Source organism: Micromonospora sp. CA-248260 (genome assembly GCF_050942205.1).
Classification (GTDB): domain Bacteria; phylum Actinomycetota; class Actinomycetes; order Mycobacteriales; family Micromonosporaceae; genus Micromonospora; species Micromonospora antibiotica.
The window spans coordinates 3,112,448-3,126,715 of record NZ_CP192021.1 but is presented as its reverse complement, the minus strand read 5'-3'; the positions used below and the strand labels follow the sequence as shown (position 1 = coordinate 3,126,715).

Sequence of the window (14,268 nt, the reverse complement as noted above, 5' to 3'; positions counted from 1 at the left end):
GTGGGACCGCGGAGGCCGGCCCGCCCGGAGCTGCGCCGCCGGTGTGGCCGGAGGTGGCGTGCTGCTCGGCGGCGGCCACCAACGCCGGGTCCGGCTGGTCGACCGGTGGCCGCCAGCCCTGCGGGGCGGCCGTCGCCCGCCCGGTGTACCGGAAACTCATGGTGCCCCGCACCGGCTCGCCGTCCGAGGCCACCGACAGGTAGCTCACCGCGTACTGCCCCGCCGCCGGCAGGTGGGCCAGGGTCACCACCGCCGGGAAACCCGTGCTGTACTCCTTCGGCTCGAACTTGCCGTCGACCAGCAGGTACTCGCGGACCGGCTTGTCCAGGGGCCGGGGTGAGCCCTGCCGCCAGCCGTTGTCGACCCGACCACCCCCGGGGCCGGTGACGGTGAAGTAGGCGTTGGCGGCGACCTGCTCGGTGAAGTACAGCTCCACCTCCGTCAGCGCCTCGGTCACCGTGGCGTCGGCCGCCGGGGTGGACATCGCCAGCGTGCCGTGTGCCTGGGCCGGCCGGGCGGTGGGGAGCAGGACGACCGCCGAGGCGAGCACGAACGCGAGGAGGCCCGCGAGGGCACGCCCGGTGGGCCCGGTGGCTGGAGGGGGACAGCGCATCGGATCATCCTCACGAAGAGTGGACTTCGATCAATAGTTCACCAACTTTTTACGCAGATGGCAAAAGTTTTGGCCAGGACGCCCCGATCCCGACCCCGGATGATCAAAACTCGCCGCGGCGACGGCACCGCCCGACGCAGGACCGCGCCACCGGGTAAGGACGAGGTGATCCGTTGCCGGCTTCCGTCCGTACCAGTGGGCGAGGGTGACGCCGGGTGTGCCGTACGCTCACCCGAGACCTACTACACCCCGTCGTTACGGTTGGCGGGCGTGCGCGACCGGACACGGAGGTAGCAGGTGAGCGACGACGACGCGGAGGTCACCGCGTGGGCGCTGGCCGCGGGTCGGGGTGACCGGGAGGCAGCAGCCCGGTTCATCCGGGCCACCCAGCAGCACGTACGACGGTTCGTCGCCCACCTGATCAGTCCGGCCGAGGCCGACGACCTCACCCAGGAGACGTACCTGCGGGCGATGCGGTCGCTGCCGTCGTTCGCCGCCCGGTCGTCGGCCCGGACCTGGCTGCTCGGCATCGCCCGGCGCACCGCCGTCGACCACGTACGGGCCGCCACGTCGCGCCCGCGCACCGTGCCGTTGTCCGAGTGGCACGACACCCCGGACACTCGGGGCAGCGGCTTCGACGGCGAGGTGGTCCTCAACGACCTGCTGTTGGCCCTGCCCGCCGACCGTCGGGAGGCGTTCGTCGCCACCCAGGTCCTCGGCCTGTCCTACGCCGAGGCGGCCGAGGTGTGCGGCTGTCCGGTCGGCACCATCCGGTCCCGGGTCGCCCGGGCCCGGGAGGATCTCGTCGTGCTGGTCGAGGGCAACCCCCGCTCGATCCGCCGCCGGCCCGGAAGCGCCGCCGGCTGACCGCTGACCTGGGTCGCGACCACGGTCCACGGGAACCAGCGGGCACCCCGGTCCGACTACCGGTACATGGGGTGTGAGCAGTGGCGTGAGATCCTGTCGGCGCAGCTGGACGGCGAGGAGACCCCCGCCGAGCGGATCGCGGTCGACGCCCACCTGGACGGGTGCACGGGCTGCCGGGACTGGTGTGACCAGGCCGCGACGGTGACCAGACGGTCCCGACTGGCCCTCTCCGCCCCCGCCCCCGCCCCCGGCCGGCGGCGTCGGGCGGTGCCCGGCCCCGATCTCACCGACGCCGTCCTGGCCGCGCTCCCCGCACCCCGCCGGCTCCGCGACCGGCTCGTGTTCGCCCTGCGCACCGGGCTGGCCCTCATCGGCGCACTGCAACTGGTGCTGGGACTGGCCCAGGTCGGGCGGGGCCCGGCTGCCGGTCACGCCCACGGCGCGCTCGACACGCTGACCTCCGGGCACCTGTGGCACGAGTCCGCCGCCTGGAACATCGCCGTCGGCGCGGGTTTCCTGTTCGTCGCGGCCCGGCGCACCCCGACCAGCGGGCTCCTGCCGACCCTGAGCGCCTTCGTCGGGGCCCTGGTGCTGCTCTCGGCCAACGACCTGGTCACCGGGCGGGTGGAACCGGCCCGGCTGGTCAGTCACGGTTTCCTGCTCACCGGTTACCTGATCGTGGTCGCCCTGTCCCGACCCCGACTGCGACCCGACGGGCCGGCGGGCCGCGACCAGCGCGACCGTCCCGCGTGGCGGCTGGCCGCGCACGACGTACCGACCGCCACGCCGCCCCTGCGCCTGGTGCCGCCGCACGTCGGTTCGGCGCGGATCCGCGACCGGTCGGCGGCCTGACCGACCACGAAACGTCGATGCCGACCGGCCGGAACTTCCAGGGCCCGGTGACCGACCAACGGGACAGAGCACCAGCACAACGGAGGAAGAACCCATGCGCCCCACCCGTCCACTCGGCTCGTATCGACGCCCGTCGGTCGTCCTCGCCACCACCGCCGCAGCGCTGCTGGCGCTCGGCACCGCCGGCTGCGGCCCGGCCGATCCGGCCGCAGCTCCGCAGTCGAGCGCCTCGGCCCCGGCGAGCGCGGTCACGGGGGTGGTCGACATTCGCGACCCGTGGGTGAAGGCGGCCGACAAGGGCATGACGGCGGCCTTCGCGACCCTGGTCAACAGCGGCGACGCCGACGTGACGCTCACCGGTGCCACGACGTCGGTGTCGCCGATGGAGCTGCACGAGATGACCATGAAGGACGGAAAGATGGTCATGCGACAGAAGGAGGGCGGCATCGTGATCAAGGCGAAGGGCACCCATGTCCTGGAGCCCGGCGGTGATCACCTGATGCTGATGGACCTGCGTCAGCCGGTGCGGGCCGGTGACGCCCTCACCGTGACCCTCACCTTCGGCGATGGTCGGACCCAGCAGTTCACCGCCGTGGCGAAGCCGTTCACCGGCGCGCAGGAGAGCTACGCCCCCGACCACGGCGCCCCCATGCCGAGCATGAGCGGGCAGCCGACGACGAGTCCGGCGTCGTGACCACGACCCCGCCCGCCCGGGCGGTGAGCCGGCGGGGTCTGCTCGCCGGTGGGGCGTTGGCTGCGGGTGGCGCGGTGGCCGGCGCGGCGGTGGTCGCCGCCGCTACCGGTGACCAGGCCGGTGGCCCGCCTGCGACGGCTGCGCCGAGCCCGGTGGCGGCCGTCGGTGCGCTGGTCGAGCCGTTCCACGGTCCCCGGCAGGCCGGGGTCACCACCGAGCCACAGGCGCACGGTGCCTTCGTCGCGTTCACCCTGCGACCGGGCACCGACCGGGCGGCGCTGGGCCGGTTGCTGCGGCTGCTCAGCGACGACGCCGCCCGGCTCACCCAGGGCCGGCCGGCGCTGGCCGACACCGAGGCGGAACTCGGGTTGCTGCCCGCCCGGCTCACCGTGACCTTCGGTTTCGGCCCCGGCCTCTACCGGGCCGCAGGCGTCGACGACCGCCGGCCGCCGTCCGTGGTGGACCTGCCGGCGTTCCGTGTCGACCGGCTCCAGCCGGCCTGGTCCGGTGGGGACCTACTGGTGCAGATCTGCGCCGACGACGCGGTCACCGTCGCCCACGCCCAACGGGTACTGATCAAGGACAGCCGGCCCTTCGCCACCGTCCGTTGGGTGCAGCAGGGCTTCCGGCGCAGCCCCGGCGTCGAGCCGGCCGGCCACACCCAACGCAACCTGTTCGGTCAGCTCGACGGCACCGCCAACCCTCGCCCCGGCCCACCGTCGGACACCGCCGTGTGGGTGCCCGACGGCCCGGCCTGGCTCAAGGACAGCACCACCCTCGTGGTCCGCAGGATCAGCATGAACCTGGAGACCTGGGACCTGCTCGGCCGCACCGACCGGGAACTCGCCATCGGCCGCCGCCTCGACACCGGCGCCCCGCTCACCGGCACCGCCGAACACGACGAACCCAACTTCGCCGCCACCGGCGACGACGGCCTCACCGTCATCCCGGACTTCTCCCACCTCACCCGGGCACACGTCACCGACGACCGGCTGAAGATCCTGCGCCGGCCCTACAACTACGACGGCACACCCACCCCGCAGGGGCACGCCGACAGTGGACTGATCTTCGCCGCCTACCAGGCCGACATCACCACCCAGTTCCTGCCGATCCAACGACGACTCGCCGACCGGGACCTGCTCAACGAATGGACCACCCCGATCGGCTCCGCCGTGTTCGCCGTCCCGCCCGGCTGCCCACCCGACGGCTGGATCGGTCAGCAGGTGCTCGGATGAGCCGGCCCGGTAGAGCGTCATGATCACCTCGACCTGCCGGCTCGCCGCCGCGCTGCTGGCCGCCGCGCTGGCGCTCCTCGTCGCCGCAACGCCGGCCTGGGCACACAACAGCCTCACCTCGGCCTCACCGGCTCGGGAGGCGACCCTGTCCCGCGCGCCCACCGAGATCACGCTCGAGTTCCTGGCCCGGCTGGACCCGGCCTTCACCACCATCGTGCTCACCGACGGGACGAAACGACGCGTCCCCACCGGCGATCCGGTGGTCGACGGGACGAAGAGCACCGTCCAGGTGACGGACACCCTGCCCAACGGGACGTACACCGTCGCGTACCGGGTGGTGTCCGCCGACGGGCACCCGGTGCAGGGGTCGTACCCGTTCACCGTGGCCGACCCCGCCGCGCCGACCGTCGCCCCCAGCACCGCGTCGGCCCCCCCGGCCGCCGCCACCGCCGCGGCCCCGGCCGGGGACGACGACGGCGGCCGGGGCACGGTCCTGGGCGTGGCCGGCGGCGCGGTGGCCGCGCTGGCGGTGGCGGCGGGCGCGCTCCGGTGGCGACGCCGGTCGGCACGCCGCTGAGGGCGGGCCGGCGCGACGCCGGCACCACGAACGCGGGCTGATCCGCCCGTAGGCACGGGACGACCATCGGGTACCTCCCGACGATCTCGATCGGATGAGTATGTCTGTCACTGAGTTGCCCGGCCCGTCGAGGCCGGAACCCGCCCCACCCGCCGACCCGCCCGTCCGGTCCACCCGGGGTGGTTCCCCGTTCGGCGCGTTGCTGCTGCGGTTGCACTTCTACGCGGGTGTGCTGGTCGCGCCGTTCCTGGTGGTCGCCGCGCTGACCGGGTTGGCGTACACGGTCGCGCCGCAGGTGGACGGGGTGCTCTACGGCGACCGGATGACGGTGGCCGAGGTGGGTGAGCGGCCACTACCGGTGGCCGACCAGGTCGGGGCGGCCCGCAACGCCCACCCCGAAGGCGGTGTCGCCTCGGTGCAGCCGGGAACGGGTGACCAGGCCACGAGGGTGGTGTTCGCGGCCCCGGAGTACGGGGAGAAGCAGCACACCGTGTACGTCGACCCGTACACGGCACGGGTGCAGGGGCAGCTGACCACCTGGTTCGGGTCCACCCCGGCCACCACCTGGCTGGACGACCTGCACCGCAACCTGCACCTCGGGGAGGTCGGCCGGCACTACTCGGAGCTGGCCGCGAGTTGGCTGTGGATCATCGCGCTGGGAGGGGTCGTGCTGTGGTGGCGACGCCGCCGGGCCTCCCGGGCCACCGTGCGGCACCTGCTCGTGCCGGACCTGTCCGCCGCCCGGGGGGTCCGCCGGACCCGGGGCTGGCATGCCACCCTCGGGGTCTGGCTCACCGTCGGCCTGTTGTTCCTCTCGGCGACTGGGTTGACCTGGTCCCGGTACGCCGGAGCGAACTTCGGCGCCGGCCTCGACTCCCTCGACGCCCGCGCCCCGCTGCTGTCCACCGCCCTCACCGCGACGCCGAGCGACCCGGCCGATGCCGACGGCGGTGGTCACCACGGTGCGTCCGGGGCGGGCGGGGTGGTCGAGTCGGCCGCCTTCGACCGGGTGCTGACCGCCGCCCGGACGGCCGGGCTGGTCGGCCCGGTCGAGATCGCCCCGGCTGCGGAGCCGGGCTCAGCCTGGACGGTCACCCAGGTCGACAACACCTGGCCGGTCGCGAAGGACCGGGTCGCCGTCGACCCCGCCACGACCACGGTCACCGCCCGCAGCGACTTCGCCGACTGGCCGCTGCTGGCCAAGCTCAGTGGTCTCGGCATCCAGGCCCACATGGGCGTGCTCTTCGGCCCGGTCAACCAACTCCTGCTCGCCGCGCTGGCTCTCGGGCTGCTCTGCGTCATCGTGTGGGGCTACCGCATGTGGTGGCAACGGCGACCCACCCGCACCGACCGGCGCGCGCTCGTCGGCACCCCACCGGCCCGGGGCGGCGTGCGGGCCGTACCGCGGTGGGTCCTGCTCGTCGGCGTGCCGTCGACGGTGGCGATCGGCTGGGCGCTGCCCCTGTTCGGGCTCACCCTCCTGGCCTTCCTCACCATCGACGTCGTCCTGGGCGCGACCTCGCGACGGCGTCGGCGCACCACCACCCCCACGTCACCCGCACCCGCCGGTCGATGACCGGTCCCGGCCGGTTGTCGCGCGACGGCCGGCCGGGACCGTCGACCCGTCAAAGGCGTCGGGCTTCCGCCCGGGGTGGCTCACATTCGTCAGGGTGACGATTGACCAGTCGGGGGTCGCGCCGTTACGGTCGACCTACTATCTGCGGCGTCGCGAGGTAAGCCGGTGAGATTCCGGCGCGGTCGCGCCACTGTGAGCGGTCCCGTCGTCGACGGTGCCACGAGCCAGGACGCTCGGTCGTCCGCAGCCTTGCGATGGGGACGCGTCATCCCCGGGAAGGTTCGTGTCCCATGTCGAGTTCCACTCCCACCCAGTCGCTGGTGCAACCCGTCGGGTCCGCCCGCGTGTGGGGGACGGCCCTGGTCGTCGTCGGCGTACTCCTCCTGCTCACCTACCTGGTCGCCTTCGATCAGGGCGCGATCTCGCGCAGCGGCATGTACCTGCACGAACTCATGCACGACGGGCGGCACCTGCTCGGTGTCCCGTGCCACTGACCACACCCCACAGTCCACCCACGTTCGCGACCGTCCTGCTCCGCGGTCTACTCGCCGGTCTCGTCGCCGGCCTGCTCGCGGGGGCGTTCGGCTATCTCGTCGGTGAGCCGCGCATCGAGGCGGCCATCGCGATCGAGGAGTCGGCCACCCACACCGGGCCGGTGGCCGACGACCACCACGCGGACGACCTGGTCGGTCGGGGCGGGCAGCGGGCCGGCCTGTTCCTGGCCACCGGGCTGTTCGGGACCGCGATGGGCGGCCTGTTGGCGACGGCGTACGTGCTGCTGCGCCGTCGCCTGCGCAGCACGGACGACGGCCGGTCGGTGCTGCTGCTCGCCGGTGGCACCCTGGTCGGCGCGGTGCTCGTGCCGTTCGGGAAGTACCCGGCCAATCCACCGGCGGTCGGTGATCCCGACACCATCGACCAGCGCACCGTCGCCTACCTGGCGCTGGTGGTCCTCGGCCTGGTGGCGGTCTGGGCGGGCACCCTCGGCTACCGGTCGGTGCGCGCCGACGCGCCGGTCTGGCAACGGTTCGGGGCGGGCGTCGGCGGATTCCTCCTGGTCGCCGTCGTCGGCTATGTGGTCCTGCCGTCGTTCCAGGAGGTTCCGGACGACTTCCCGGCGACCCTGCTGTGGAACTTCCGGTTGGCCTCGCTCGGCACCCAGGTGGTGCTCTGGACCGCGATCGGCCTGCTGTTCAGCGCCCTGATGAGTCGGGGCGGCGGACGGCCGAAGAGCGAGCGGCACGCAGGCGACCGCCCCGGTGAGCCGGCAATCGGTCAGGGCACACCGGCTCACCCGTGAGCACGACCAGCCTGCGGCTGGTCGCCCACGCGCACACCGCCGCCCTGCGGCAGGCGGTGTTCGGCGCGGGTGACGACGACCTGGACGAGGGCGGCCGGCAGGCCGCTCTCGCCCTCGTCGGCCCTGACCGGCGCACCCCTCTGGGCCGGGTGGACGTCTGTCTGACCAGCCCGGCGGCGGCAGCGGCGCAGACCGCGTACGCCCTCGGGTTGCATCCCACCGTCGAGGCCGCGTTGGCGGACTGCGACTACGCCGCCTGGGCCGGGCGGAGCCTGGCGGACGTGGGGGCGCGGGAGCCCGAGGCGTTGCGGCAGTGGTGGGAGGACCCCGGGGCGGCACCGCACGGCGGGGAGTCCCTCGCCGCACTGCGCGACCGGGTCGGGGGCTGGCTCGACGGTCGGCTCGCCCCGGGTGTCCGGATCGCCGCGGTGACCCATCCGATGGTGGTCCGGGTGGCGATCGTGCACGCGTTGCGACTTCCGACGGCCGTGTTGCCCCGACTGGACGTCGCCCCGCTGGCGGTGGTGCGGCTCAGCCGGCACGGCTCCCGGTGGCGGCTCCAGTTCACCGCGCCGCGGGTCGGACCAGGTTCGCAGCGCCGGCCGCAAGGGTGATCATCCGGGCCGCCGACCGCCGCCGAATCCCGGTGGCAGTCCCGGCCGGTGGTTGCGAGACTGCCACCCGTGCGAGAGCCCGACCGTTTCCGCGCCGCCGTCGGCACCTGGGCGGCCGGCGGCGCGGACGCGGCGGCGGCGGCGGTGACCGCCCGCCGCCTGGCCGGTGACGTGGTGGCCACGGTCGTCCTCGTCGAGGGGGTCAGTGACCGGAGCGCGGTCGAGGCGTTGGCCGTGCGGCGTGGCCGCGACCTGGCCGACGAGGGCGTCTGCGTGCTGTCGATCGGGGGCGCGATGAGCGCCGGCCGGTTCCTGCGGCTGCTCGGCCCGCCGGGTCTCGGCCTGGCCGTCCGGGGTCTCTGCGACGAGGCCGAGGAGGGGTGGTTCCGGCGCGCTCTGGAGCAGGTCGGCCTCGGCGTCGACCTGAACCGCCCCGCGATGGAGGCGCTCGGCTTCCCGGTGTGCGTCGCCGACCTGGAGGACGAGCTGATCCGCGCGCTGGGTCCCGCCGGTGTCGAGGACGTCCTGGACACCGAGGGCGACCTGCCCAGATTCCGGGTCTTCCAGAACCAGCCCGCCCAGCGCGGTCGGTCCGTGCAGCGGCAGCTACGCCGGTTCCTGGGCACCACCAGCGGCCGTAAGGCGAGGTACGCCGCCGCACTGGTGCACGCCCTCGATCTGGAGCACGTCCCCCGGCCGTTGGACCGGCTGCTCCCCGGCGGCAGGTAGGGTCGCCAAGGTGACGGGTGACCTCCTGCTGCTCGCGGTCGACGACCCGCTGGCGGTCACGGCGAGCGGGGCGATCCGCAGCGGCGACCTCACCACGCTGCGCCGGCTGCTCACCGCACATCCGGGGCTGGCCACCGCGCACCTCGTCGACCACGTCGGTGGGGCCTCCGGTGCGACGTCCCGCACGCTGCTGCACGTCGTCACCGACTGGCCGGGCCGGTTTCCGCACGGGGCGGCCACCGTGGCCGCCCTGGTCGCCGCCGGCAGCGACGTCGACGCCCGGTTCGTCGGACCGCACCGGGAGACCCCGCTGCACTGGGCGGCCAGCTGCGACGACGTGGACGTCGTCGACGCCCTGCTGGACGCGGGTGCCGACATCGAGGCTGCCGGGGGCGTGATCGCCGGCGGTACGCCGCTCGCCGACGCGCGGGCCTTCGCCCAGTGGCGGGCGGCGTACCGGCTCGTCGTCCGGGGGGCCCGCACCACCCTCACCGACGCGGCCACCCTCGGCCTGCTCGACCGGGTGGAGCGGGCCTGCACCGACGTCGTCCCGCCGTCGGCCGACGAGATCGACGCGGCGTTCTGGGGCGCCTGCCACGGCGGCCGGCAGTCCTGCGCCGGGTACCTGTGGGAGCGGGGCGCCCGGCTCAACTGGATACCGCCGTGGGAGCACCGCACCGCCCTGGACGCGGCCGTCCGGCGCGGCGCCACCGAGCTGGTCGTCTGGCTGCGGGCGCGGGGCGGCGTCACCGCCGCCGAGCGGGACCGGCAACCGCCCGGACCAACCCCCTAGCCGGTACGCCGACCGCGTCGCCGCGCGGACCACCGGCCGGACGGGCACCACGCGACGATGGTGGCGCGGTGTGCCACCTGCGGGTGACGACGGCCGAGGCGGCCCGCGCGGGGCGCGGCTACTCCCCTGCGGACAGTTGCTCCTTGGCCTCGTCGTAGCCGGCCGGGGCGGGCGTCTCGACCGGCGCGTAGACCACCCGGATCACCCCGGTCGGGAACACCTCCGTCGTCGTCACCCGCAGGTGGTAGGGCGCGTCACCGTCGTCGAACAGTCTGCGGCCCTTCCGCGCCGCCACCGGGTGCACCAGCAGCCGCAGCTCGTCGACCAGCCCGGCGGCGAGCAGCTGCTGCACCACGGAGATCGACCCGGGGATGAGGACGCCACCGATGCCGGCGTCGTTCCGGAGCGCGGCGACGACCTCGAGGAGATCGCCGTCGAGCAGCTCGGAGTTGCGCCAGGGAAACTCCCGGGACTGCCGCGAGACGACCACCTTGCGCAGGTCACCGAGCTGCTTGGCAAACGGCGCGTCGTCGCCGCCCGCCGTCTCCCGGCCGGGCCACGCCCCGGCGAAGCTGTCGTAGGTCTCCCGGCCGATGAGGAGCACGTCGGCGGCGTCGTAGTCCTCGCTGACGGCCCGACCCATGTTGTCGTCGAAGTACGGGAAGTGCCAGTCGGGGTCGATCTCGGCCACGCCGTCGGCCGAGATGAAAAGCGTGGAGATGACCTTTGCCATCGGAAAGGTCCCTTCGAGTCGGATGGATCACTTGCTGGACCGTCACAGCATCCCAAAGTCGCCGGCCGGGCACCGCCCGTCGGCCGGCACCGCGTGTCGCGCCGCACGCCGCCGGCCCTACCCGTGCAGCGTGATCCGGTAGCGTCGGGTGGGACCGAACCGGGTCTCCCCGATGCCCTCGAAGACTCCGCCGCACCGCTCGATCGTCCGCGCCGAGGCGACGTTGCCGGTTGCGCAGACGACCAGCAACCGTTCCCGCCCGAGCGCGCGCGCCTCGTCGAGCATCCGGCCCAGCGCCCAACTTGCCAGCCCACGGCCCCGGGCGGACGGGCGGATGCCGAACCCGAGGTGGCCGGCCCACTGCGCGTGTTCGTCGCGGTCGTGGCGCAGGGCGATCCCGCCGAGCACCCGCTCGTGTGCGACGATCCAGCGGTACGTGCAGCGGTCGACCTCGGCTGGCCCGGCCGGACCAGGCTGTCGCGTCAACCGCGCCACCCAGGCGGCGAACCCGTCCGGCGAGTCCACCTCGTCGCACGGGCGCAGCCCGAAGCCGTCCTCGTGCCGCCCCGGCCCCCACTCCAGGTGCGCCTCCCGCCAGGCGTCGTACCGCTCGACGGCAGGTGCGATCAGTTCGGGCACCCGACGACGATACCCGCGACCGGGCGACCGGGCGACCGGGCGACCGGGCGACCGGGCGACCGGGCGACCGGGCGGCCGGGCGGGCATGCGGGCATGCGGGCATGCGGGCCTGACGCCCCGGTCCCGCCGCCAGGACGATGTCGGCGGTGCCGAAAAGATCGTGGGGTGGGGCTGAAACCTGGCGGCCACGCCGAACGTCCTGAGAGGTGAGTCGGGCAACGACGTCGGCACCGGGCCGGTGCGACGACGGACCTGCCGACCACGTCCCCAGGTGAAGGAGCGGACAATGGCGATGAGACGATGGCTCGCGGGTGCCGGGTTGCTGGCGCTGACCGGGGCGCTGGCGGCCTGTGCGGTGGACACCCGGCCCGGGGCCGACGGTGGGCAGGCGGCCCCGGCGCAACGGGACACCACGGCCGTGGCGGACAGCGTACCGGTGGGGTTGTCGGCCACGCCGCCGACGGCGACCAGGGCCCCACGCGGGTTCACCGGCACCCGGCAGTACACGATCGTCCGGGTCGGCGCGTTCGAGAGCGGCCTGTCGCTGACCGACTCCGGGCGGCTGGCCGAGGTCGACGACGACCAGGGCCGGCAGCTGTTCGTGCCGACCCCGCTGGGTGGGCAGAAGTACCTCGTCAAGTCGTACTCCCGGGCCAGTGCCGGCCCGCTCTGCTGGCGGGTGCATAATCCCGGCAACAGCAAACCGTTGGAGGTTCGGGCCGCCACGTGCAACGCCGATGATCCCCGCCAGCAGTTCGAGATCTTCGCCGCGACCGGCACCACGCCGTCCTACCTGATCAGCAACGCCGGGGCGTTCCTGCGGGACTCCGCACGCTCCGGCCTCATCCTCGAGGAGCTGGGTGACGCCCCGCCGACGAGCAGCTTCCGGTTCAACGACAACGGACCGGCGCCCGCCAACCGCTGACGGCAGGCCGGTCGGATCGGACTGGACCGACGTCCCGTCCGATCCGACCGGGCCCGCGCGGGGCGGGGCGGCCCCCGGGCCGGGCGCTGCGGGTGCAGAGGCGACCGGTCAGGTGGAGAGCGTGATCGATGCGTGACGCCGAGGAGTTCGACGCCTTCTACGCCTCGTCGGCGCAACGGGTGCTGGGGCAGGTGTACGCGATGCTCGGCAGCCGTACCGAGGCCGAGGACGCGGTGGCCGAGGCGTACGCCCGGGCCTGGAGCCGGTGGGCGACGGTGCGGGAGTGCGACAGCCCGGAGGCGTGGGTACGCAAGGTCGCCTACCGGGTGGCGGTGAGCGCGTGGCGCAAGGCGGTGAACCGGGTCACGGCGCACCGGCGGGAGGCGACCGGACAGCAGGTGGAACCGGTCTCCGTCGACCACGTGGTGCTGGTCGACGCGTTACGGCACATCCCCTCCGAGCAGCGCCGGGCCATCGTGCTGCATCATCTGGTCGGCCTCAGCGTGGCCGAGATCGCCGCGGAGACCCGGGCGAATCCGAACACCGTCAAGACCCGGTTGGCCCGGGGCCGCCAGGCCCTGGCCAGGTACCTGAGCGATGACGGACATCAGACGACGGCCGGGAGGAGCCATGGGGCCTGACGACATGCTCGACGAGGCCCTGCGCGGGCTGGCCCGACAGGCCGGGCAGACCGGTCGGCTCGCCACCGTCGCCGAGGTCCGTCGACGCGGTGACAGCCGGCGTCGGCGTCGGCACGTCGCGACCGCCGCGCTGGGCATCGCCCTGCTGGGGGCGGTGGGTGCCGGTGCCACCGTGGTGCACCTCGCCGGCACTGCGCGCACCACCCTGCCCGCCGGCCCGAGCGGTACGACGTCGGGCCCGACACCGGGGGCCACCCCGTCCACCGGGCCGACCCCGGACACCTCGACCACCGGGGATCCGACGTCCGGGTCGCCCCGGGCCACCCCCAGGGGCACGCCCAGCGGGTCGAAGAGTTCGGCGTCCACCGACCCGCTACGGCTCGGACAGCGCCGCTACGTCGTCCTGCGGTCCGCCGCGATGGAGTCCGTGGTGTCCCTGCTCGACGACGGCAGTCTCGGCGAGGTCGACGGCGACGAGGGGCGCAGCCTGTTCGTGTTCGTGCCCCAGGGGTCCGGCACCTATCTGGTCCGTACCGCCGAACCGAACGCTGACGGTAACCGGGACTGCTGGCAGGTCCGGTCGGCGGGTTCCGACCCGCTCACCGTCGTCGCGGCGGCCTGCTCGCCGGACGAGCCGAGGCAACTGTTCTCGATCGTGGTGCACAGCTCGGAGGGGGGCCAGCGGACCTACGCCCTCAGCAACAACTCCGCCTATCTCCAGTACTCCGACCAGCGCGGGTTGATCCTGGAGGAGCTCGGCGACGCTCCCCTGGAAACGGTGTTCCGGTTCGTGGACAACGGACCCGCGCCCAAGTGACGACGGTCCGGGGCGCGGCGGCGTCCCGGCCGCTCACCTGTCCCGGCCGCTCACCTGTCCCGGCCGCTCACCGTCGGGGCAGTGTGGCAAGCCAGCGGTCCAGCTCGGTCGGGGAGCGGAACAGCAGCACCGGTGGTCCCGACGGGTCGGCCTGCCAGGCCCGCATCCGCCGCCGGGCACGACCGAACGCGCTGACGTGCCACACCAGGATCGAGTCCCGGGACAGCACACTGCCCAGTGACTCGCGGTTACCGTTGCAGATCTCCTCTCCCGTCACCAGCCGGCGGAGGGTACGCCGCAGCAGCCGCCCGAACGAACGCCAGCGGGGGTAGTCCAGGGCGACGACCAGGTCGGCGCGGTCCAGGGGCACGTCCCGCCACCCGTGGTAGGCCCCGTCGAGGATCCACCGGTCGCCCCGGCAGACCTGCGTGATGCGGTTGCGCTGCTCGGCGACCGGCACCTCGACCCAGCCGGGTTGCCACAGCAGGTCGTCGACCGGGTGCCACGGCAACCGCAGCCGGTCGGCCAGCACCGCCGCGAGGGTCGACTTTCCCGCGCCGTACACCCCGTAGACCAGGATCCGGGACGGTGCGCTCATCCGGGCAGCCTACGCAGCGGGTGCGGGGGCCGCTCGTCGTCTCCGGGTGGGGTTCGGCCCGGCGG

At 74.0% G+C, this 14,268-nt stretch carries 17 protein-coding genes, 1 pseudogene and 1 riboswitch; of the genes and pseudogenes, 14 read left to right on the top strand and 4 right to left on the bottom strand.

Annotated features, from left to right (window positions below):
* Nucleotides 1-208: 208 nt before the first annotated feature.
* Nucleotides 209-484: pseudogene (locus ACQP2H_RS13840) on the bottom strand (copper resistance protein CopC); the annotation flags it as partial.
* 426 nt (nucleotides 485-910) lie between these two features.
* On the opposite strand from ACQP2H_RS13840, the gene ACQP2H_RS13835 reads away from it, so the two are divergent.
* The 11 genes from ACQP2H_RS13835 (at nucleotide 911) to ACQP2H_RS13785 (ending at nucleotide 9,850) form a co-directional block, all read left to right on the top strand.
* On the top strand, nucleotides 911-1,480 hold the full coding sequence (locus ACQP2H_RS13835) for a sigma-70 family RNA polymerase sigma factor (protein WP_208566211.1): 570 nt from the start codon (nucleotides 911-913) through the stop codon (nucleotides 1,478-1,480).
* 66 nt (nucleotides 1,481-1,546) lie between these two features.
* The gene (locus tag ACQP2H_RS13830) at nucleotides 1,547-2,332 is read left to right on the top strand and encodes a zf-HC2 domain-containing protein (protein WP_433233080.1); all 786 of its coding nucleotides are present in this window, start codon (nucleotides 1,547-1,549) and stop codon (nucleotides 2,330-2,332) included.
* Between the two features lie 94 nt (nucleotides 2,333-2,426).
* Nucleotides 2,427-3,026 carry a copper chaperone PCu(A)C gene (locus ACQP2H_RS13825; RefSeq protein ID WP_357533740.1) on the top strand — a complete coding sequence of 200 codons (600 nt, stop codon included), beginning with the start codon at nucleotides 2,427-2,429 and terminating at the stop codon, nucleotides 3,024-3,026.
* A gap of 23 nt (nucleotides 3,027-3,049) precedes the next feature.
* A complete protein-coding gene (locus ACQP2H_RS13820; protein WP_219469933.1) occupies nucleotides 3,050-4,261 on the top strand; it encodes a Dyp-type peroxidase in 1,212 nt (403 codons plus the stop codon).
* Nucleotides 4,262-4,280: 19 nt separating this feature from the next.
* Nucleotides 4,281-4,838 carry a copper resistance CopC family protein gene (locus ACQP2H_RS13815; protein WP_357533742.1) on the top strand — a complete coding sequence of 186 codons (558 nt, stop codon included), beginning with the start codon at nucleotides 4,281-4,283 and terminating at the stop codon, nucleotides 4,836-4,838.
* Between the two features lie 94 nt (nucleotides 4,839-4,932).
* On the top strand, nucleotides 4,933-6,414 hold the full coding sequence (locus ACQP2H_RS13810; protein WP_357533744.1) for a PepSY-associated TM helix domain-containing protein: 1,482 nt from the start codon (nucleotides 4,933-4,935) through the stop codon (nucleotides 6,412-6,414).
* 161 nt (nucleotides 6,415-6,575) lie between these two features.
* A riboswitch (cobalamin riboswitch) is annotated at nucleotides 6,576-6,644 on the top strand.
* Nucleotides 6,645-6,704: 60 nt separating this feature from the next.
* Complete coding sequence (locus tag ACQP2H_RS13805; RefSeq protein WP_208566216.1) at nucleotides 6,705-6,908, top strand: CbtB domain-containing protein; 204 nt, start codon at nucleotides 6,705-6,707, stop codon at nucleotides 6,906-6,908.
* Nucleotides 6,899-7,714, top strand: coding sequence for a CbtA family protein (locus tag ACQP2H_RS13800; RefSeq protein ID WP_219461329.1), 816 nt, complete (start codon nucleotides 6,899-6,901; stop codon nucleotides 7,712-7,714). The genes ACQP2H_RS13805 and ACQP2H_RS13800 overlap by 10 nt, the downstream gene beginning before the upstream one ends.
* Complete coding sequence (locus ACQP2H_RS13795) at nucleotides 7,711-8,328, top strand: histidine phosphatase family protein (RefSeq protein WP_357533747.1); 618 nt, start codon at nucleotides 7,711-7,713, stop codon at nucleotides 8,326-8,328. The genes ACQP2H_RS13800 and ACQP2H_RS13795 overlap by 4 nt, the downstream gene beginning before the upstream one ends.
* A 69-nt stretch (nucleotides 8,329-8,397) precedes the next feature.
* Nucleotides 8,398-9,057, top strand: coding sequence for a TOPRIM nucleotidyl transferase/hydrolase domain-containing protein (locus tag ACQP2H_RS13790; RefSeq protein ID WP_308290708.1), 660 nt, complete (start codon nucleotides 8,398-8,400; stop codon nucleotides 9,055-9,057).
* Between the two features lie 10 nt (nucleotides 9,058-9,067).
* Complete coding sequence (locus tag ACQP2H_RS13785; RefSeq protein ID WP_357533751.1) at nucleotides 9,068-9,850, top strand: ankyrin repeat domain-containing protein; 783 nt, start codon at nucleotides 9,068-9,070, stop codon at nucleotides 9,848-9,850.
* 118 nt (nucleotides 9,851-9,968) lie between these two features.
* On the opposite strand, the gene ACQP2H_RS13780 is transcribed toward ACQP2H_RS13785, so the two are convergent.
* Both ACQP2H_RS13780 and ACQP2H_RS13775 read right to left on the bottom strand, forming a co-directional pair.
* Nucleotides 9,969-10,583, bottom strand: coding sequence for a dihydrofolate reductase family protein (locus ACQP2H_RS13780; RefSeq protein WP_433233076.1), 615 nt, complete (start codon nucleotides 10,581-10,583; stop codon nucleotides 9,969-9,971).
* A gap of 117 nt (nucleotides 10,584-10,700) precedes the next feature.
* Nucleotides 10,701-11,222, bottom strand: coding sequence for a GNAT family N-acetyltransferase (locus tag ACQP2H_RS13775; protein ID WP_357533754.1), 522 nt, complete (start codon nucleotides 11,220-11,222; stop codon nucleotides 10,701-10,703).
* A 286-nt stretch (nucleotides 11,223-11,508) separates the two neighbouring features.
* Here ACQP2H_RS13775 and ACQP2H_RS13770 point away from each other — a divergent pair, with 286 nt between their 5' ends.
* From ACQP2H_RS13770 to ACQP2H_RS13760, 3 genes are all read left to right on the top strand, one after another.
* Complete coding sequence (locus ACQP2H_RS13770; protein ID WP_219461313.1) at nucleotides 11,509-12,147, top strand: hypothetical protein; 639 nt, start codon at nucleotides 11,509-11,511, stop codon at nucleotides 12,145-12,147.
* A gap of 128 nt (nucleotides 12,148-12,275) precedes the next feature.
* Entirely contained in the window at nucleotides 12,276-12,788 is a 513-nt protein-coding gene (locus ACQP2H_RS13765) for an RNA polymerase sigma factor (protein WP_208566224.1), read from the top strand.
* Nucleotides 12,778-13,605: a hypothetical protein gene (locus ACQP2H_RS13760; RefSeq protein ID WP_357533759.1), complete on the top strand. Its 828-nt coding sequence runs from the start codon at nucleotides 12,778-12,780 to the stop codon at nucleotides 13,603-13,605. The genes ACQP2H_RS13765 and ACQP2H_RS13760 overlap by 11 nt, the downstream gene beginning before the upstream one ends.
* A gap of 67 nt (nucleotides 13,606-13,672) precedes the next feature.
* On the opposite strand, the gene ACQP2H_RS13755 is transcribed toward ACQP2H_RS13760, so the two are convergent.
* Nucleotides 13,673-14,203, bottom strand: coding sequence for an adenylate kinase (locus ACQP2H_RS13755; protein ID WP_433233073.1), 531 nt, complete (start codon nucleotides 14,201-14,203; stop codon nucleotides 13,673-13,675).
* Between the last annotated feature and the right edge of the window lie 65 nt (nucleotides 14,204-14,268).

Coding starts and splice junctions, on each gene's coding strand:
- ACQP2H_RS13830 (WP_433233080.1), top strand. CDS start 1,547: ATGGGGTGTGAGCAGTGGCGTGAGATCCTGTCGGCGCAGCTGGACGGC.
- ACQP2H_RS13825 (WP_357533740.1), top strand. CDS start 2,427: ATGCGCCCCACCCGTCCACTCGGCTCGTATCGACGCCCGTCGGTCGTC.
- ACQP2H_RS13815 (WP_357533742.1), top strand. CDS start 4,281: ATGATCACCTCGACCTGCCGGCTCGCCGCCGCGCTGCTGGCCGCCGCG.
- ACQP2H_RS13810 (WP_357533744.1), top strand. CDS start 4,933: ATGAGTATGTCTGTCACTGAGTTGCCCGGCCCGTCGAGGCCGGAACCC.
- ACQP2H_RS13805 (WP_208566216.1), top strand. CDS start 6,705: ATGTCGAGTTCCACTCCCACCCAGTCGCTGGTGCAACCCGTCGGGTCC.
- ACQP2H_RS13780 (WP_433233076.1), bottom strand. CDS start 10,583: ATGGCAAAGGTCATCTCCACGCTTTTCATCTCGGCCGACGGCGTGGCC.
- ACQP2H_RS13770 (WP_219461313.1), top strand. CDS start 11,509: ATGGCGATGAGACGATGGCTCGCGGGTGCCGGGTTGCTGGCGCTGACC.
- ACQP2H_RS13765 (WP_208566224.1), top strand. CDS start 12,276: ATGCGTGACGCCGAGGAGTTCGACGCCTTCTACGCCTCGTCGGCGCAA.
- ACQP2H_RS13760 (WP_357533759.1), top strand. CDS start 12,778: ATGGGGCCTGACGACATGCTCGACGAGGCCCTGCGCGGGCTGGCCCGA.
- ACQP2H_RS13755 (WP_433233073.1), bottom strand. CDS start 14,203: ATGAGCGCACCGTCCCGGATCCTGGTCTACGGGGTGTACGGCGCGGGA.